General features: G+C 56.0%; 18 protein-coding genes. 14 read left to right on the top strand and 4 right to left on the bottom strand.

Features of this window, described 5'->3' with window-relative positions:
• Positions 1-541: 541 nt before the first annotated feature.
• The 13 genes from HFN16_RS10275 (at position 542) to HFN16_RS10335 (ending at position 12,250) form a co-directional block, all read left to right on the top strand.
• Complete coding sequence (locus HFN16_RS10275) at positions 542-2,095, top strand: BCCT family transporter (RefSeq protein WP_168890666.1); 1,554 nt, start codon at positions 542-544, stop codon at positions 2,093-2,095.
• Positions 2,096-2,215: 120 nt separating this feature from the next.
• Positions 2,216-4,105 (top strand): alkaline phosphatase family protein, encoded by a 1,890-nt coding sequence (locus HFN16_RS10280; protein ID WP_168890667.1) that lies wholly within the window; start codon positions 2,216-2,218, stop codon positions 4,103-4,105.
• Positions 4,106-4,304: 199 nt separating this feature from the next.
• Positions 4,305-4,586 carry a DsrH/TusB family sulfur metabolism protein gene (locus HFN16_RS10285; protein WP_168890668.1) on the top strand — a complete coding sequence of 94 codons (282 nt, stop codon included), beginning with the start codon at positions 4,305-4,307 and terminating at the stop codon, positions 4,584-4,586.
• Between the two features lie 12 nt (positions 4,587-4,598).
• A complete protein-coding gene (locus HFN16_RS10290) occupies positions 4,599-4,997 on the top strand; it encodes a DsrE family protein (RefSeq protein WP_168890669.1) in 399 nt (132 codons plus the stop codon).
• 12 nt (positions 4,998-5,009) lie between these two features.
• Entirely contained in the window at positions 5,010-5,342 is a 333-nt protein-coding gene (locus tag HFN16_RS10295; RefSeq protein ID WP_168890670.1) for a DsrE family protein, read from the top strand.
• A gap of 28 nt (positions 5,343-5,370) precedes the next feature.
• The gene (locus HFN16_RS10300; RefSeq protein WP_168890671.1) at positions 5,371-5,802 is read left to right on the top strand and encodes an OsmC family protein; all 432 of its coding nucleotides are present in this window, start codon (positions 5,371-5,373) and stop codon (positions 5,800-5,802) included.
• 69 nt (positions 5,803-5,871) lie between these two features.
• The gene (locus HFN16_RS10305; RefSeq protein WP_168890672.1) at positions 5,872-6,450 is read left to right on the top strand and encodes a hypothetical protein; all 579 of its coding nucleotides are present in this window, start codon (positions 5,872-5,874) and stop codon (positions 6,448-6,450) included.
• A 197-nt stretch (positions 6,451-6,647) separates the two neighbouring features.
• Positions 6,648-7,661 (top strand): DMT family transporter, encoded by a 1,014-nt coding sequence (locus HFN16_RS10310; RefSeq protein ID WP_247648306.1) that lies wholly within the window; start codon positions 6,648-6,650, stop codon positions 7,659-7,661.
• 14 nt (positions 7,662-7,675) lie between these two features.
• The gene (locus HFN16_RS10315; RefSeq protein WP_168890673.1) at positions 7,676-7,942 is read left to right on the top strand and encodes a hypothetical protein; all 267 of its coding nucleotides are present in this window, start codon (positions 7,676-7,678) and stop codon (positions 7,940-7,942) included.
• A gap of 143 nt (positions 7,943-8,085) precedes the next feature.
• A complete protein-coding gene (locus HFN16_RS10320; RefSeq protein ID WP_168890674.1) occupies positions 8,086-9,555 on the top strand; it encodes a sigma 54-interacting transcriptional regulator in 1,470 nt (489 codons plus the stop codon).
• A gap of 572 nt (positions 9,556-10,127) precedes the next feature.
• Positions 10,128-11,093, top strand: a complete 966-nt coding sequence (locus HFN16_RS10325) for a DMT family transporter (protein ID WP_168890675.1) — start codon at positions 10,128-10,130, stop codon at positions 11,091-11,093.
• Positions 11,065-11,928, top strand: a complete 864-nt coding sequence (locus tag HFN16_RS10330) for a YitT family protein (protein WP_168890676.1) — start codon at positions 11,065-11,067, stop codon at positions 11,926-11,928. The genes HFN16_RS10325 and HFN16_RS10330 overlap by 29 nt, the downstream gene beginning before the upstream one ends.
• Positions 11,929-11,947: 19 nt before the next feature.
• A complete protein-coding gene (locus tag HFN16_RS10335; protein ID WP_247648307.1) occupies positions 11,948-12,250 on the top strand; it encodes a TIGR03905 family TSCPD domain-containing protein in 303 nt (100 codons plus the stop codon).
• Between the two features lie 92 nt (positions 12,251-12,342).
• On the opposite strand, the gene HFN16_RS10340 is transcribed toward HFN16_RS10335, so the two are convergent.
• From HFN16_RS10340 to HFN16_RS10355, 4 genes are read right to left on the bottom strand one after another with little or no spacing between them, the layout of a single operon-like run.
• Positions 12,343-13,215 carry a hypothetical protein gene (locus tag HFN16_RS10340; RefSeq protein WP_168890677.1) on the bottom strand — a complete coding sequence of 291 codons (873 nt, stop codon included), beginning with the start codon at positions 13,213-13,215 and terminating at the stop codon, positions 12,343-12,345.
• Positions 13,200-13,937, bottom strand: coding sequence for a molybdate ABC transporter permease subunit (gene modB / locus HFN16_RS10345; protein WP_247648308.1), 738 nt, complete (start codon positions 13,935-13,937; stop codon positions 13,200-13,202). The genes HFN16_RS10340 and modB overlap by 16 nt, the downstream gene beginning before the upstream one ends.
• Positions 13,930-14,667 (bottom strand): molybdate ABC transporter substrate-binding protein, encoded by a 738-nt coding sequence (gene modA, locus HFN16_RS10350; protein WP_168890678.1) that lies wholly within the window; start codon positions 14,665-14,667, stop codon positions 13,930-13,932. Before modA ends, modB begins: the two co-directional genes overlap by 8 nt.
• Positions 14,668-14,678: 11 nt before the next feature.
• Complete coding sequence (locus tag HFN16_RS10355) at positions 14,679-15,776, bottom strand: pyruvate carboxyltransferase (protein ID WP_168890679.1); 1,098 nt, start codon at positions 15,774-15,776, stop codon at positions 14,679-14,681.
• A gap of 322 nt (positions 15,777-16,098) precedes the next feature.
• On the opposite strand from HFN16_RS10355, the gene nifH reads away from it, so the two are divergent.
• The gene (gene nifH, locus HFN16_RS10360) at positions 16,099-16,929 is read left to right on the top strand and encodes a nitrogenase iron protein (RefSeq protein WP_168890680.1); all 831 of its coding nucleotides are present in this window, start codon (positions 16,099-16,101) and stop codon (positions 16,927-16,929) included.
• Positions 16,930-17,010: the final 81 nt, after the last annotated feature.

Here is a 17,010-nt window from a genome sequence, read left to right on the forward strand (position 1 = left end):
AAGTGCGGGCTCGGAAAGTATTCCGGGCCCTTTTTATGATATAGACATCTTGATAGTCCCTGATTTCACAATCCCTGACAGTCGTAGTATTGTCGCCACAATCTCGGTCCTCATTCTTTATCTTTGATCCGGAATTGCTTTCAAAAAATAACACCCTTGATGGGGTCCCTGAAAAAGATGACACTTGTATCGCTGTTACGACAGTTTTGTCGTACGGCCGATTCCCCTCCTGTTTTCGGGGAAAATCTGTGGAATCGATGATTGTGCGACAATAATGTCGTTGTTGATGTGTGTGGGTGAGGACGCTTGTTTGCGCGACTTTTCACAAGCAGGGCGGGGGTTCCCCGTCATTTGTGTCGCCTTGGCACGGAACCTGCCTATAGGGAATTCGCGTTTAACAGCGCACATGCATGATTTTCAATCTTGCGGGGGAGTGCCGCCGGCCTATTGGCGGCTAATACAGATTTCGCACAATCTATCTGTCCACTGATGTGTGGGGCAACACACGGAGGCGGACAACCGTACCCACCTTGGAGGAGGAATGGCTACAAACGGCAATGACGGAGGCGTCGACCTTCGTCCTGACAACAAAATTCTCATCCCGGCGACTTTGGTTCTGATCGGCATCATCGCATGCTCGATCCTGTTCACCGAGTCGTTCGAGCAGGTTCTCAAAACCGTGTACGGCGTCTTCACCCGTACTACCGGTACCTGGTACCTTTGGGTGACTGTCGCAATGATGATCCTCTCCTGCTTCTTCATGTTCTCCCGTTACGGCGAGATCAAGTTTGGTGAAGAAGACGAGAAACCCGAGTTCAGCAACTACTCCTGGATCGCCATGATGTTCTGCTCCGGTGTGGCCGGCGCCGTCATGTTCTGGTCCATCGTCGAACCCCTGTTCAACCTGGCATACCCGCCTCAGTTTGCGGAGCCGCTTTCCCGGCAGTCCTTTGAATGGGCCATGTCGTATGTCCTGTTGCACTGGGGCCCGGTTACCTGGCCTTGGTACATGGTGACCGCGCTGCCCATCTGCTACATGTACTACAAGCGCAAGAAGCCTGTTCTTCGCATCAGCTCCACCGCTGAACCCGTGATCGGCGACAAGGTCAACGGTCCGATTGGTAAGGGCATCGAAGTCTTCTTCATCATCGGCCTGATGTTCTCCAACGCCGCGGTCATGGGCGTTTCTGTACCCATCGTCAACCACGCTCTGGGTGCTGTACTGGGTATTGAGCCTAGCTTCACCCTGGAGTTGATCATCCTCGGCATCTCCGCAGTGATCTTCACCGTGTCTGTTTCCCTGGGCCTCAAGAAGGGCATCAAGATCCTGTCCGATACCAACGTGCTCATCGCGCTCGCCATGGTCTTCTTCTGCTTCGTGGCTGGCCCCACCGTGTTCATCGTGGACAACTTCACCAACTCCTTCGGCCACATGCTCGGTAACTTCTGGAACATGATCTTCTGGACCGATCCGTACACCGATGGCTCCTTCCCTCAGGATTGGACCATCTTCTACGCATTGTGGATGGCCTCCTACGGTCCGTTCATGGGGCTGTTCATCGCCCGCATCTCTCGCGGTCGCTCTGTACGTCAGGTGGTTGCCATGGGTCTGGCTGGCGGTATCGCCGGTTCCTACATGATCCACGCGGTCTTCGGCGGTTACACCATGTACGCACAGCTCAACGGCGTGGTTGATGCCGTGGCCATTCTCAAGGCCAGCGGCGGCCCGGCTGCTCTGGTAGCGACCCTCAAGTCCCTGCCGCTCGGACAGGTGGTGCTCGTAGGATACTGCGTGTTCTCCACCATCTTCCTGGCCACATCCGTTGACTCCTGCGCTTACGTTATCTCTTGCGCAGCAACCACTAAACTTCAGCCTGGCTCCGAACCTACTCGTGGCCATCGTTTCTACTGGGCAGCCATTCAGGCGGGTCTTGCACTGGCGGCAATCACCATGGGCGGTCTCGGACCTGTCCGCGTGTTCGCCAACTTCTCCGGTGCGCTCATGCTCATCCCCATCGCGTTCGCCATCGCGGCGTGGTTCAAGATGACCAAGGAAGACGACGCTCTGGTGAAGTACTGCTCACCCAAAAAATAGACAGCATCGCGCTTTGATACCCCTGGGATGACCCCGGCCAACCGGAAAGGCTTCGAGCCACCGGGGTCGTCCCTTGCGCGAAATGAAAATACTAAGTAGTTGAAATTAAAGGAGAAAAAAATGGCAGACCAAGCTAAAAGAGTCGCTCTGCTCGGATTCGACTGCGCTATCCCCAAGCGCCTTGAAGCTCTGATGGACGAGGGCGCTCTGCCCAACTTCAAGAAGTTCAAGGAGCAGGGTGCCTACATGACCGAGGGCTACAACATGCCCACCGTCACCCCGCCTTCCTGGGCAACCATCTGCACCGGCGCTTTCCCGCGCACTCACGGTGTCGAGGACTACTACTATTACAACGAAGGCGAGTCCCTGCACTTCTCCAAGTGCGTACAGGCCTTCGGTTCCGACATGCTGACCGCTCAGACCATCTGGGATGCCTGGGACAAGGCCGGCAAGAAGTCCTTGGTTGTCAACTACCCGACCTCCTGGCCTTCCAAGCTGGAAAACGGTGTGATGGTACAGGGCGAAGGTTTGTCTGCCGCTGAATCCCGCTGGCAGTACGAAGGTTACGAACACCGTGAGCACCTGTGCTCCGAGTCCTGTGTTGCCACTGATTTTTACCCCATCGGCGTTCAGGCCCGCTTCGAAGAAGCTGAAGGCTGGAAAGGCTTGACCGAGGAGATGGAAGATCAGGAACCCCTGGAAATCGTTATTCCCATGGAGTTTCCCCACGCCATGGAGAAGATGGCTCCTCAGACCTGGTACGGTCTGACCTGGGAGTCCGATGACGACGGCTACGATGTCTTTGCATTGTGCCCCGAAAAGGATTTCTCCAAGGCTTTCTACACCATCAAGCTGCGTGAATGGTCCGAAGTCATCGAAGCTGACTTCCCCATGGCAGAAGATGGCCGCATCGAAAAGGGCTACTTCCGCTGCAAGCTGATGGAACTGTCCGACGACGCAGAGGATTTCAAGCTGTACATCTCCGGTATCACCGGTACCCATGGCTACTGCGCTCCGGCCGACGCCCTCAAGAATGTCGACTTCACCAAGAACATCCTTGCCAACGACATGGGCTTCGTCGGTCTGGTCAATGGCATCATCGACGACGAGACTGTTGTCGAGCTGGCCACTTTCCATTCCGAGTGGCTCACCGAGGTCATCACCACCCTGATGAAGGACCATCCGGATTGGGAATTGCTGTACATGCACACCCACCTCATCGACTGGTTCTACCACGGTTACCTGGACAAGATGGACAGCGACGATCCCGAGATCAGCAAGCCCGCTTTCGATATGGAGCGCGCCATCTACCAGATCGAAGACAAGTTCCTCGGCATCATGATGGAAACCATGCCCAAGGATACCCTGACCTGCGTCATCTCTGACCACGGCGCTACTCCCATCGGCCCGATTCTCAACACCGCCGAGGCCCTGGCTCAGGCCGGACTGACCTCTTACGAGGCTCGTTCCTCTGATGAAGCCGGTTCCGTATGGGAAGAGTCCGAAGGTTTCAACTACGAGCTCATCCCCGAGAAGTCCAAGGCAGTGCCCCAGCGCTACATGTTCGTCTACGTCAACCTGAAGTCCAAGTACCCCGGCGGTATCGTGGAAGACGAAGATTACGAGCAGGTTCGCAAGGAAATCATCGACGCACTGCTCGACTACAAGCACCCCGAAACCGGCGAACGTCCGGTCATGTGCGCCATCCCCAAGGAAGACGCCAAGGTCTTCGGCATGGGCGGCGAGCAGGCTGGTGATGTCGTGTACGTCCTCAAGCCCGAGTACATGGCTGAGCACGGCTACGGTTTCCCCACCGGCGAGTCCGGATGCGGTTCCCTCAAGAACATCATGCTGTGGAACGGTCCCGGCGTGAAGCAGGGTTACGTTTACGATCGTCCGCGCTGGCTGGCCGACGTAGTGCCCACCTTCTGCCACGCCACCGGTAACCCGGTTCCGGCCGATACCGAAGGCGCCATCTGCTACCAGATCTTCGAGGATCACCAGAGCTAGAAATCAACACTCACTCCAGGGATTGCGGGGGCGGTGATTCTCACACCTTGCCGCTTCCGCTCCCTCCGGAGCCGTCATCGGAACTTCGGCCCGTTTGACGAGCATCGGAACTGAGTGAAGTCGCCCTGACCATACAACCCATCCCATGCATGCCCGCGGCGACCGGACAGTGCAGGGAGCAACGAACGGAGACGCATTCATGCTCTTTTTCGTGAACAAGCCGGAAGAGGGGATTCTTGATCGAATCGCTCTTATCGGCGGCGACGAGGACAAGGCCCTGCTCCTGGTCGGTGACGGAGTTACCTTCGGCACTGAATACTGGGAAGAAAAACTCGAAAACATGGATGTTGAAGACATCTACGTAGCCAAGAGCGCCGTAGAAGCCCGCAACATCGAACTCAGCGACAACTGCGAAGTAGTGGACTACCCCGAGATGGTGGACCTGCTGCTGGGCAGCGATGAAAAAGTCGTGTCGCTCTAAGGAGGCTGCATCATGTCCAAAACCCTGACCATCCTGCTCCTTTCCGGATCGGCTGAAAACGAAGACGCCGAGTTCTCCACTCGCCTCGCTCAGGCCGCCCTTGAGAAGGGACACAAAGTCCAGATGTACCTCTTTGGAAACGCCGTGAATATTTCCAAGAAGGAATTCCCCATCGAAGGCGACCTGCACATCCAGCAGCGCGGCCTTGATCACATCGATCCCACCAAGTGCTTCGAGCGCGTGGCCGACATCTGCGAGAAGGGCGGCGACGTCTCCACCTGCCACACCAACGAGCACGCTCGCGGCATCGAGTCCCGCGAATACGTGGACGGTGTGAAGTGGGGCGACGTGGGCGGCACGTTCGCCAAGTATCTGATGACCTCTGACGTCCTGCTTTCCGTGGGTCACTAAGGAGAAATAACGATGATCAATTCCATTTGCCTTGTCGTCTCCAAGCCCCTGGGCGTTGAAGTCGGAACCCTCGGTGTGCGCACCGCATGGGCCACCCATGAAAAGGGCTTCGAAGCCAAGCTTGTCTACGTGGAAGAGGGAGTTTGGAACCTCACCAACAATCCCGGTTACCACAATTCCCTGCTCAGCGACCTGATCGAGGCTGACGGTGAAGTCTTCACCGTCCGTGAACACCTCGAAAAACGCGGCATCTCCGAGGACGATCTCCTCGATGGCGTGGAAGTCATTTCCGCCGAGGAAGTGGCCGAGCTGTGCGAAGACGTTGAAACCGTCAATTACTTCTAATCAATCAAGCATTTAAGAGGATATACATATGTCTACCGTAAAATTCGAACGTCTCGACGAGAACCGTGACAAGTTTGTTGTTGGCGCAAAGGCCGTCCCTGAAATCATCATGGATTTCTCCTCCATCACCCCGGAAGAGCGCAACTCCGAAGCCATGGGTTCCCGCATCCTCGGTGTGGCCGCACTGGCTTGCTACACCAACACCATGGTCAACGCCTTCAAGCGTCAGGGTGTTGAAGTGAAGTCCCTCACCGGTTCCGCCACCGCTTCCAAGGACAAGGACGAGGTCAACCGTACCCGTTACTGCGAGCTGGAGATCAACATCGAAGTCGGTCTGGAAGAGAAGGACCGCGAGGTCTTCGAGTCCGTTAAGGACAACATGCTCAACGGCTCCCTGCTGACCTACTCCCTCGAAGAGGGCATGGAAGTCGATTACAACATCGAAATGGTCGTTGCCTAGGTAACGTCCTGATATCGCGAATTTAAATAATCATCGGGCTGAGTGCCCATAATTCAAGGAGATAATCCAATGGCAGATAAGAAAGTAATCGTGGTTGTGTGCGGCGAAGCTGACGTTAACGGCGGCTCCGCAGTCAAGAAGTTCATGAAGAAGGCCGTTTCCTTCGCCAATTACGAAGCAGCCGGTCTGGCTGGCATGGCCTCCGCCATCGAAGGCGCAGCTACTGTTGCTGCCGACGGCATCGCCAAGGTCTTCGAGGAAGACGGCGCTCTGGCCGTTGTCGAGCTGGGCAACGTTGACGCTGACGCTCTGGAAGCTGCCATGGCTCAGATCGTCGACGCTGCTGACCGTCGCACCATGATCGTTCTGTCCACCGAAGGTGGCCTCTACCTGGGCGGCCTCGGCATGAACAAGAAGGCCGGTGCTCAGGAGCGTGGCGTTACCGCTGCCGACATCGTTGCCTCTGTCTGCTACGTGGCCGACCTGCCGGTTCCGGCCGACTGCATGGGCGCTGTCCTGTACCAGGCTCTCAAGGATCCCAACATGAAGCTGAAGGAAATCGGCAAGCTGAAAGAAGCCATCGGCCGCATGGAAGTCGCTCTGCAGCGTGACAACCGCGAGCCCTGGGATAAGCACGACTGCGCTTAATCAATAGCCCGCAAGACCCGGCAAGTAGTTTTGCCGGGAATCAGAGGGACCGGTCATGGGACCGGTCCCTTCTCATACGACTGATAAAGGTCCGGGTGTAATTACCCCCATCGGCATCCGGACCTTTCTCAGAGGCATGAGGCTCTCAACTTCAATTACAATAAGATCGAAATATATCGTTTGGAGAACAACCGAACATGACCACCGCAACCATGACCCCCACGGCTTCCGTGGAGGAACTCAAAATGCAGCAGGACGTTTCCTTTGCCAAAAAAGGACTCGTCTTTGCCGTATTGTCCGGCATGAGCTGGGGGCTGGGGGGCGTCATCCTCAGTCTGGCATTTGCTGCTCCATTGTTTCTGGAGGAGGCATACTGGCTGCTGGCTCCCCTGACCGTTGGCGCGCTGCACGACTCGTTCTGCGCCCTGTGGCTGCTGGGATTCAATACCGTCACCGGTCGACTCAAGGAGCTGGGCCGTACGCTGCGCTCCAAGACTGTCCGTCCGGTTGTCCTTGGTGCCATCTTCGGCGGTCCCATTGCCATGTCGTCCTACATGCTCGGTGTGAAGTTCGCCGGTCCGGCCTATGTCATGCCCATCACGGCCCTGTATCCGGCTGTGGCGTCCATCTTTGCGGCCATCTTCCTGAAGGAGAAGATCGGTATGCGCGCATGGTGCGGTTTGTTCCTCTGCGTGGTCGGCGGCATCGTCATCGGCTACACGCCGCCCGAAGGCTCATTGGGCAATGAATTTTATCTTGGCATCGCATTTGCCTTGGTGGCCACTTTCGGATGGGGCATCGAAGGCGTGCTCGCGACCTCGGGCATGGATCTGCTCGATCCGGCCGTGGCCCTGAATGTCCGCCAGATTACTTCTTCCACCGTATACATGCTGGTGGTGCTGCCTTTGGCCGGTGGTTACGTGCTGCTCGGTCCCGGTCTGATGGATGCCTCCATCGGTTGGGTCTTCCCGGTAGCCGCCTTGGCCGGTGCGTTTTCCTACCTCTGCTGGTATCGCGCCATGAACATGACCGGCGTCAGCCGCGCCATGGCTATCAACATCACCTATTCCCTGTGGGGAATCTTCTTCTCCGCCGTATTCACCGAGGTGGAGATTACCGCCAACATCATCATCGGTGCACTGGTTATTACCACCGGGATGGTGCTGGTGGTCGGCAACCCCAAGGAAATGACCAGTCTCAGAGACGTCTAATTCAGGAGAAAATCATGACCAATGTTCCCTTGAAAGCCATGGTCGCTGCTTGCTTCAGCAACTGCGAGGCCCTCAATGCCCGAGCCGTCTACGACATGGTCGTGGATGATTACCCCTCAGAAAAGTACTGCTCCATCCCCATTGTGGAGGAGCACCTCAAGTCGCTTAAGGCTGTGGGTATTCTCAATGAGGAGGGCTCATATCTCAATGATGACGGTCAACTAGTCTCCGTTTACCGGATTTCAGAGTACGGTTTGGATAAGCTGCACAAGGCTAAATAGCGATTGTTACGGCAGGGGCGGAGGACGCTCCTGCCCTCTTTTTTCCGAAAAGAGAAAATACTTGCAGTAAAACCTTTGGCGACATACACGTCGCCAACCACGCGACAGAAGTGTCGCCGTGAAAGTGTGCAAGGAGTTTTGGTATGGGCGGACCTACATACGAAGAGTTGTTTCAGCATTGTCAGGAGCTGAAGACACAACTGGAGGCATACCGGGGGACCAAGCAACAGCTTGAACAGAGCCAGCGCCAATTGACGCGACTCTTCAACAACCTGCCGGGCATGGCATATCGTTGCGCCATTGACGAAGATCATCATCCGACGCTGACCTTTGTCAGTCGGGGCAGCATTGAACTTTTCGGCGTATCACCCGAGTTTTTCACCGATCAGCAGACCAACGTCATGGAGACGCTGGCCCATCCCGAAGACCTCATCTCCATGCGCAAGGAGCAGGAAGAGGCCATCATCGGCAATCGTCCCTACAAGATGCTGTACCGCGTGTGTCTGGATGACGACAGCCGCAAGTGGATCTGGGATCAGGGCGAGTGCGTCTATGATGACGACGGCTATCCGCTCTATCTCGAAGGCATCATGATCGATATCAGCGCCCAGAAGATGCGTGAGTTCGAGCTGCTTCACGAAAACCAGAAGCTGCAGGGGGCTTTTGAAGACCGCTACAAGTTCGGCAGCATCATCGGCAAAAGTCCCGGGATGCGTGATGTCTTCAAGCTGATCATGAAGGCGTCCAAGAGTGACGCCAACGTCATTATCCTGGGTGAGACCGGCACCGGTAAGGACCTGGTGGCCCAGACCATCCATGAGCAGAGCGGGTCCGGAGGGGCGTATGTCCCCGTCAACTGTGGTGCCATCCCAGCCAACCTGATGGAAAGCGAATTTTTCGGCCACAAGAAGGGCGCGTTCTCCGGTGCGACCTCGGATCGCAAGGGCTATCTCGCTGCTGCCGATGGCGGCACATTGTTCCTCGACGAAGTCGGTGAGATTGACCTCGCATTGCAGGTGAAGCTGCTCCGCGCTCTGGAGAGCAAGCTCTACACGCCCGTTGGCGGAAGTGAACCTCAGTCTTCCAAGTTCCGCCTCATCGCAGCGACTAACCGCGACCTCGCCAAGATGGTCAAGGATGGCCGCATGCGTTCGGATTTCTTTTTCCGTCTCCACGTTCTGCCTATCCGCGTGCCTCCCTTGCGAGACAGGCTGGAAGATCTGCCGTTGCTGAGCGCGGAATTCATGAAGCGGTATCTTGGTAGTGATGCCGAAGTACCGCCGGTTCCGGGCAAGGTTCGGGCCGCCTTTGACTCTCATCACTGGCCAGGCAACGTTCGTGAACTGCAAAACGTGCTGGAGCGATACCTCACCTTCGGGGAGATGGTGCTCAGCGATTTTGGTATCGAGACCGCCGAGTCTCCCCATGAACTGGATGGAGCCATTGAAGCGGCCGAATCGTGTTCCACGCTCACCGAAGCCATGGATGTGGTAGAGCGTCATATGATGCTCAAGGCCCTTGAAAAACATCACTGGAAAAAGGGCCTCACCGCAAAAAGTTTGGGATTAAATATGCGTACCATGCAACGAAAGTTGAAAAAACACGGTATTTAAGCAGAGTAACCTCATAATACGGTCAAATTAGGCGACACCCATGTCACGTGCGACATGGGTGTCGCTTTATTGTTTATCTCTTTAAAATCAGCACTTTATCGACAATTTGGCTGGGTGAGGCGACACCGATGTCGTGTTTCTCGTTTTCGCCTGCATTTGTTTTGCAATTAAATTCAATTAAAACAAGGTTTTGTGTTTATGGCACGCTCTGTGCTCAAGGGGTGTCGATTGTGCAAAACGGATAAGCGAAGCACGGCTCAGACCTGATGTTTCGACCAGTAGCTCTTGGGAAGAGGGTGCGACACTTCCACCCTCCTCCCGGAATGCGTGAACGGCGGCCTCTTACCGGACCATTGCCATATATCCAGCCTCCTGAAACTCTTCACTACCCGAAACGAAGAGTGTCACCTCGGAGTCCGACATTCACGCCGTACTTTCTTCCCAAGAGCGTGTCCATTGCACCTGACATAACCGACGTCCTTTATCTGGAAATCACCTTCAAACTTTTCCAGCTGAGGGTTGGCCTGCCCGGTACTCCTGCCGGGCGGGCTATATACTTTGGAGCAAAAGGCATGAGCTGGAACACATTCAAGACGACACAGGCTGCAGGCTACCTCTTCATCATTCTCGGCATCCTCAACTGGAGCGGCAACTTCGTGGCGGCACGCGGTCTGGCCGACTCCATTGATCCGGCCACGCTCAACCTGCTTCGCTGGGTTGGGGCCACCCTGTGTTTCCTGCCGTTTGCTTTTCAAGCCCTTTGGAAAGAGCGCCACATGGTCATGAAAATGTGGAAGGAGCTCTCTCTGCTCGCCCTGACCGGCATCTCTCTCTACGACACCGTAGTCTTCATGGCCGGGCATACCACTGAGGCCCTGAACATGTCTCTGATCTCTACGCTGTCTCCGCTGCTCACCGCACTGGTGGCACAGTTTATTTTCAAGGAGAAGATCAACCAGCGCATGTACATGGGCATCGCGATCAGCACATTCGGCATCGTCCTGCTGGTCACGGACGGCAACATGGATCAGCTGCTCTCAATGAATTTTGCGCGGGGTGACCTGCTTATTCTGAGCACGGCCATGATGTCTGCCGTCTACAATACCGTGATCAGCAAAATTACGGGCAAACTCAGCCAGACCACGCTGCTCATGGCGTGTTGCCTGTTTGGGACCGTCTACATTATTCCCTTGTACCTGTGGGAAACCGGTGGGCATGTGGTCATGCCTGAGTTCTCCACCAATCTGGTGCTTTCCCTCATCTACCTTTCGGTTTTCGCCTCCATTCTCTGCTACCTCTTCTGGAATGCGGCAGTGCAGATCATCGGCGCTCCCAAGGCCATGTTGTTCTATTACACCCTGCCTCCCATCAGCGCGGCCATCGCCTGGTTTGTCATCGATGAACCGGTCAGTTTCAACCAGATTATGAGTGGTCTGATAATTGTTGCAGGGATTCTTTTTGCTCTCTATGGTGGCGCGCCCAAAAATCGTGGGCAGGAGGAACAAGACTATGGACAACCGTCTCAGGTCACTCACTGATTCTCTCGCATGGAATGTGTTTTTGCTGTGCCTCGGAGCCTTCGTCTATGTTGTAGGTTTCAATGGAATAGCAGCACACCATGAATTTATCCCCGGGGCCCTTTATGGCCTCGCGGTGGTCGGCAACAATTTCGAGCCGGAGCTTTCTCTTGCGCACTGGTACTTCTTCCTGAACGTGCCGCTCTTTCTCACGGCATGGAAGGGTGTCAGCCGCCGGTTCTTTTTTCTCAGCCTGTTCACCATGGTCATGGTCACCATGATGACCTCGTATGTGCATGTCGATTTCGGCATCAGGAATGAAATGTACGCGGCCATTGCGGCCGGTGCGATCATGGGAGCCGGATGCGGCATCATCCTGCGTACCTACGGCGGCGGCGGTGGCCTCGATGTGTTGGCCGTCATCCTGAACCGCAAGTATGGCGTGCGCTTCGGCGTCTTCTACTTTTTCATCAACGCCGGAGTCATGGGGTTTGCCCTCAGCCGGTATACGCCGGACAAGATCATCGCCTCGCTGGTCATGCTGTTCATCAGCTCCGTGGTGACGGAATACGTCCTCTCCCTGTTCAACCAGCGAAAGGCGGTCCGTATCCTCACCAAGAAGGGCGACGAACTGACAGAGAATATTACCCGCGTCCGCAAGATGCACGCCACTGTATTCCCCGGCAAGGGCGGATACACCGGCGATGGCGTGGACATGGTTTTTTCGGTCACGGACAATCTGCGCCTCCGCTCGTTGGAGCAGGCCGTTTTCGAGATTGATCCCGAGGCCATATTCATTGTCGAAAACACCTTCAGCGTGTTGGGCGGCAATATCGCCCGGCGCAAGGAATATTAATCATCACGAGGAGATCAGGATGGAAGTTAACGAAATCAATATGCCGCTGTTTTTCCCCCCGGAAGAAGCGACCACTCCTGGCGACGCCGAAATTTTCGTGCCCGAAAAAGTATGCGCCAAAATGATCCGCTACGCCGTGGAAGATGATAAGGTCGTCTACCTCGACTTTGTGGGCGGGTGCGACGGCAACCTCAAAGCCATTTCCAAATTGGTGACCGGTATGGCCATTCCCGATGTCATCGATAAGCTCAGCGGCATCACTTGCGGAAAGAAGACCACTTCCTGCGCCGATCAACTGTGTGAGGCACTGAAGGATCTGTAGTCTTCTCCTGCAGTGAACAAGAAACGGCCTGCCATGTTTTTACTGGCAGGCCGTTTTGTTTTTGGAAACGGATGAACGGGCGAATGACTTGCCTACAGGCCGCAGGAGGCATGCCCCATGGAGTTGAACTGGGAATCGAAGGCCATCAACTCGCCAGCAGCCGGGCCTGCGAAAAAGAGGGAGCCTTCCATCTCGATTTTCGTGGGCGGGCAGATGGACTCCTGCCACACTTTCATTATCCCATCCTCAAAAGCCATCCGCATGGGATTGGGTTCTGTGGCGGTTTCGCTGCACAGGCTCTCTCTGAGTTCAGGGGAGTAAGCCGTGGTGCTGCCGTCACTGGCAACCACTTTGACGCGGGTGGCCGTGGTGGTCACGCCACAGACTGTCCCTTCTTCGTCAAAACAGAGGGAGTTGCTGTCGCCGTTCACGCCCACGGCGTCGATATCGTAGGCCATGATTTCACCTGCAGGCGTGGGGATCAGGCTCGGCTTGGCCGGTTCCAGAGAAATCAATCTGCCATCGGGTGAAAAGCTGACGCCGATGCGTGTCTCCACGAAGCCGACGGGCGTTTTGATGGACACGCTTTCGCCGGGCCAGAAAGTGAGGCTGCGAAGGCTACCGTTCTCGTGGAAGCCGAGACTGATCATACGGGCCGTTATCGGGCCGACGGGAGAGTGAATGGTCAGAGGGGTAGCCAGCGCAGCCTCATCCGCCTCGCTCCAGTAACCGGAGAGCTTACCGTTGAGGGGGAAAACTCGATTGATGGCGCCGTTTTCGTGGAAGGTGACGAGTTCTGCAGGGATGTTGCCAGCCGGGGTCTCTATCGCGGTCTGTTCTTCCAGCGGCAGGGATTTGATCGTGCCGTTTTTGTAGAAGTCCACCGGAAGGATCTCCTTGCGACGCAGAGTGTTTGCAGTGTGCTGGGGTGTCAGTTCGCCGTAGCGGGTTACGATTGTCTGCATGGTCTCACCTCGTGTGTTTCAGTTGGGTTCGGGTGACGCGCTGTGGTGCGTCTGGAAAATGCGGTGTGGCCGCCCTGTTTGCCTATGAACAGGAGGGCTGCGTAGCTCACGATCATCAGGATGAACGAGAGCAGTCCGGCTGCGCCATAATCCAATGTTTCGGTGTGCTCGAAGATGGCGATGGATGCCACGCGGGTCTCGCCCGGGATGGAACCACCGATCATCAGGGCAACACCGAATTCGCCTACGGTGTGCGCGAAGATGAGCGCAGCCGAGGCAGTGATCCCGCCCATGGCGTTGGGCAGGATGATATGAATGAAGGTCTGGACGGCGGTCATGCCCTGACAGCGGCCCGCCTCGATGATGCCCCGGTCGATCTTCTCGAAGGCTGCCCGCATGGGCAGCACGCCGAAGGGCAGCGAATAGATCAGGGAACCGAGGACCAGCCCGATAAAGGAAAAGGGCAGGGTGGTTCCGGTCAAGGCCTGCCATGCATCGCCCATGGGTGATCCGGGGCTCATGAGCATGAGCATGCCGAAACCGAGTACCGTGGGCGGCAGCACCATGGGCAGGTTGCAGGCCGCTTCCACATACTGCTTGCCGCGGAAGTTGCTCATGGCAAGCCAATAGGCCAGTGGCAGACACAAGACCAGCAGGACCGGCGTCACCACCAGGGCGAGCTTGCCAGTGACCAGCAGTGCGGTGGTGTCGATGCTATTCATAGCCGTACTTCCTGATAATGGTCCGGGCCGAAGCCGTGGTCATCCACTGGAGAAAATCGTTGGCCGTATCGGTTCGGCCTGTCTTGAGGACGCATGCCGACTGATTGACCGGATCAGCCAAAGGGATCGGCCAGTACACGCCCTTTGCGCCCTTGGATGTCAGCGCTTGCGAGAGGGCTGCGAAAGATACGTCAGCCGCGCCGGAATATGCGTACTGAAAGGCTGCGCCAACGCTCTTGCCAAAGGCGAGTTTGGGTTCGGTTTTGGTGTAGATATGCGCCGTGGCCATGGCCTCGGCAGCGCGCTTGCCGTAGGGCGCGGTCTTGGGATTGGCGATGCCGACCCGCTTGACGTCCATACAGCAGAGGACTTCGTCCCATGTTGGGATGGCTCCAAGGTTTTTGTTCTTGCTCCACAGCACGACTTCGCCTTTGGCGTAGGTGGACGGCGACTCGGCCAAGCCTTGTTCAAAGAGCATTGCGGGACGTTTCTCGTCGGCAGCCAGAAAGAGATCATAGGGTGCGCCCTTGGTGATCTGACCATAGAGCATGCCGGTAGAACCGAAGGAACACTGGACTGAACGTCCGGTCTCCTCTTCATAGAGGGCGGCCAGTTCTTTCATGGTCCCGGTGAAGTTGGCGGCGCAGGCCACGGACAGGTCGGCTGAGTATGCCGGGCCAGCCATGAAGCAGAGCCAGCAGAAGGCGAACAGAATCTTTTTCATCATCATGGTCGCGCCCCTTAATGCTTCTTTGCCAGTTCGACGAGTTCTACGGAGGTCAGGGGACGTTCCAGTTCCCAGGCGAGTTTTTTTACCGCCGAGACAAGCCCCGGGAGACTTTGCCCCGACCATTCAACGCCATTTTCTTCAAGAGCATCGGCGACGGCTGCGCGCCCGCTTTTGCCGCCAACCGCGACAGTGCGGTTCGCACCGATGGCGTCAGGGGAGTACGGCTCGAAGAGACGGGGAGACTTGCTGAGGGCATGCGCGTGAATACCTGATTCACAGGCAAAGATGTCCTTCCCGGCAATGGGTTTCGTGCGGGGGATCGATACCCCGGCAGCCGAAGCGACGAGACCGCAGAGCGGGCGAATCCGATCAATCTGATAACCATGGCTTTCCTCCTTTATGGTGAGATAGGCGGCGACTTCCTCGGTGGCGGCGACGCCGGAACGTTCGCCGATACCGAGTACGGTGACGTCGGCAAAGGCCGCGCCTTTTTCCAGTGCAGTGATGGCGTTGGCCGTAGCCATGCCGAAATCGTTGTGACAGTGGACGGCCAGCGGGATGTCGAGCCGGTCGCGGAAGGTCCGGACCAATTCTTCCATTTCCGATGGTTTCAGCAGGCCGAGCGAATCGGAGAGACGGACTCGGGATGCGCCCATGTCCTGAGCGAGCAGGGCGGCTTTGAGGGCGAACTCCGGGTCGGCCCGGGAGATGTCTTCCAATCCTACGGATATGTATTTGATTCCGAGAAGTCCGGCTGTGAGCACGGTGCTGGCCAGGCGTTCAAGAAGTCCTTCGCGGTCGGTTTTCAGCCGATTCTCAATATGCTCGTCTGAGACAGGGACACCAATATTCACGCGATCCATGCCTAATGTGGCAGCGACTTTGATGTCCGCCTCGCGGCAGGGAGACCATACACTCAGTGCGGTCTGTCCGGCCATGGGGCGAATCCGTCGGATGAATTCTTCCATGTCATCCATGCCGACCCATCCCAGCTCAATTTCGTCCACGCCGATCTTCAGCAGCTCGGCTGCGATGGTCTCGCGCATATCTATAGTAAAGTATGCGCCGAAGAGCTGTGCCCCTTCTCTGAGTGTGGTGTCTATCAACATTGTTCCTGCTCCTTTTACGGTGTTGGAATCTGTTTCCATATGAGCAGGATCGGTGCCAAAAATGACCGCTTTTATATGTAGCTGATATCATTTGAATAAATTTGTTTCGCCGTTGTCAGAAAAGAACCTACGTTTTTGTAGGTTTCTACAATGTTGTTGTCGTTTGTCGTTGTTACCTACACTTTTGGTAGATGATTAAATCACTCGGAATTGATAGGTAAATCCTGTTATTGCAGCATGTTGTGCGTTCTTGTCGTGTTTGGCACGGGGCTTGCCATAGGGAAAAGCAATTACGCAAGAAACCCCCAACGAGGAGAACACCATGAGGAAAGTAGCTATTTACGGAAAAGGCGGCATCGGCAAGTCCACCACCACCCAGAACACCGTTGCCGGTTTGGCAATGATGGGTCGTAAGGTCATGGTCGTCGGCTGTGACCCCAAGGCAGACTCCACCCGTCTGCTGCTCGGTGGCCTTGCCCAGAAGTCCGTACTCGATACCCTTCGTGAAGAAGGCGAGGATGTGGAACTCGAAGATATCCGCAAGCCTGGTTTCGGCGGTTCCTGGTGTGTTGAGTCTGGTGGTCCTGAACCGGGTGTCGGTTGCGCCGGCCGCGGTATCATCACCTCCATCAACATGCTCGAAAACCTCGGCGCCTACGAAGAGTCCGAAGGACTGGACTACGCCTTCTACGATGTCCTTGGTGACGTTGTCTGCGGTGGCTTCGCAATGCCCATTCGTGATGGCAAGGCAGAAGAAATTTACATCGTCTGTTCCGGCGAAATGATGGCCATGTACGCAGCCAACAACATCTGTAAGGGTATCATGAAATATGCCGAATCCGGCGGCGTCCGTCTCGGCGGTCTGATTTGTAACTCCCGTAACGTCGACAACGAAAAAGAGATGATCGAAGAGCTGGCCAAAAAGCTCGGCACCCAGATGATCTACTTTGTCCCCCGTGACAACGACGTTCAGCGCGCAGAGATCAACCGTAAAACCGTCATCGAGTGGAACGCCGAAGTTCCCCAGGCAGACGCCTACCGCGGCCTCGCCAAAGCCATCGATGAAAACGAAATGTTCGTCATTCCGACTCCGCTCGAAATCGAAGAACTCGAACAGCTTCTGCTCGACTACGGTCTCCTGGAAGCAGCCTAAACAAAATACCACTTCCCGTTGGGTTTGAACCGGGAAGCGCAGATCAGAATCTGCGCTTCCCCAGAGCCCAGCACCCTAAAA

It is taken from the genome of Pseudodesulfovibrio sp. zrk46 (assembly GCF_012516435.1).
Lineage (GTDB): Bacteria > Desulfobacterota > Desulfovibrionia > Desulfovibrionales > Desulfovibrionaceae > Pseudodesulfovibrio.

Excerpts from the sequence above, each read along its gene's own strand:
- HFN16_RS10275 (WP_168890666.1), top strand. The coding sequence starts at position 542 with ATGGCTACAAACGGCAATGACGGAGGCGTCGACCTTCGTCCTGACAAC.
- HFN16_RS10355 (WP_168890679.1), bottom strand. The coding sequence starts at position 15,776 with ATGTTGATAGACACCACACTCAGAGAAGGGGCACAGCTCTTCGGCGCA.
- modA (WP_168890678.1), bottom strand. The coding sequence starts at position 14,667 with ATGATGATGAAAAAGATTCTGTTCGCCTTCTGCTGGCTCTGCTTCATG.
- HFN16_RS10315 (WP_168890673.1), top strand. The coding sequence starts at position 7,676 with ATGACCAATGTTCCCTTGAAAGCCATGGTCGCTGCTTGCTTCAGCAAC.
- HFN16_RS10305 (WP_168890672.1), top strand. The coding sequence starts at position 5,872 with ATGGCAGATAAGAAAGTAATCGTGGTTGTGTGCGGCGAAGCTGACGTT.
- HFN16_RS10310 (WP_247648306.1), top strand. The coding sequence starts at position 6,648 with ATGACCACCGCAACCATGACCCCCACGGCTTCCGTGGAGGAACTCAAA.
- HFN16_RS10285 (WP_168890668.1), top strand. The coding sequence starts at position 4,305 with ATGCTCTTTTTCGTGAACAAGCCGGAAGAGGGGATTCTTGATCGAATC.
- HFN16_RS10325 (WP_168890675.1), top strand. The coding sequence starts at position 10,128 with ATGAGCTGGAACACATTCAAGACGACACAGGCTGCAGGCTACCTCTTC.
- HFN16_RS10290 (WP_168890669.1), top strand. The coding sequence starts at position 4,599 with ATGTCCAAAACCCTGACCATCCTGCTCCTTTCCGGATCGGCTGAAAAC.
- HFN16_RS10320 (WP_168890674.1), top strand. The coding sequence starts at position 8,086 with ATGGGCGGACCTACATACGAAGAGTTGTTTCAGCATTGTCAGGAGCTG.
- HFN16_RS10335 (WP_247648307.1), top strand. The coding sequence starts at position 11,948 with ATGGAAGTTAACGAAATCAATATGCCGCTGTTTTTCCCCCCGGAAGAA.
- HFN16_RS10300 (WP_168890671.1), top strand. The coding sequence starts at position 5,371 with ATGTCTACCGTAAAATTCGAACGTCTCGACGAGAACCGTGACAAGTTT.
- HFN16_RS10340 (WP_168890677.1), bottom strand. The coding sequence starts at position 13,215 with ATGCAGACAATCGTAACCCGCTACGGCGAACTGACACCCCAGCACACT.
- nifH (WP_168890680.1), top strand. The coding sequence starts at position 16,099 with ATGAGGAAAGTAGCTATTTACGGAAAAGGCGGCATCGGCAAGTCCACC.
- modB (WP_247648308.1), bottom strand. The coding sequence starts at position 13,937 with ATGAATAGCATCGACACCACCGCACTGCTGGTCACTGGCAAGCTCGCC.
- HFN16_RS10330 (WP_168890676.1), top strand. The coding sequence starts at position 11,065 with ATGGACAACCGTCTCAGGTCACTCACTGATTCTCTCGCATGGAATGTG.
- HFN16_RS10280 (WP_168890667.1), top strand. The coding sequence starts at position 2,216 with ATGGCAGACCAAGCTAAAAGAGTCGCTCTGCTCGGATTCGACTGCGCT.
- HFN16_RS10295 (WP_168890670.1), top strand. The coding sequence starts at position 5,010 with ATGATCAATTCCATTTGCCTTGTCGTCTCCAAGCCCCTGGGCGTTGAA.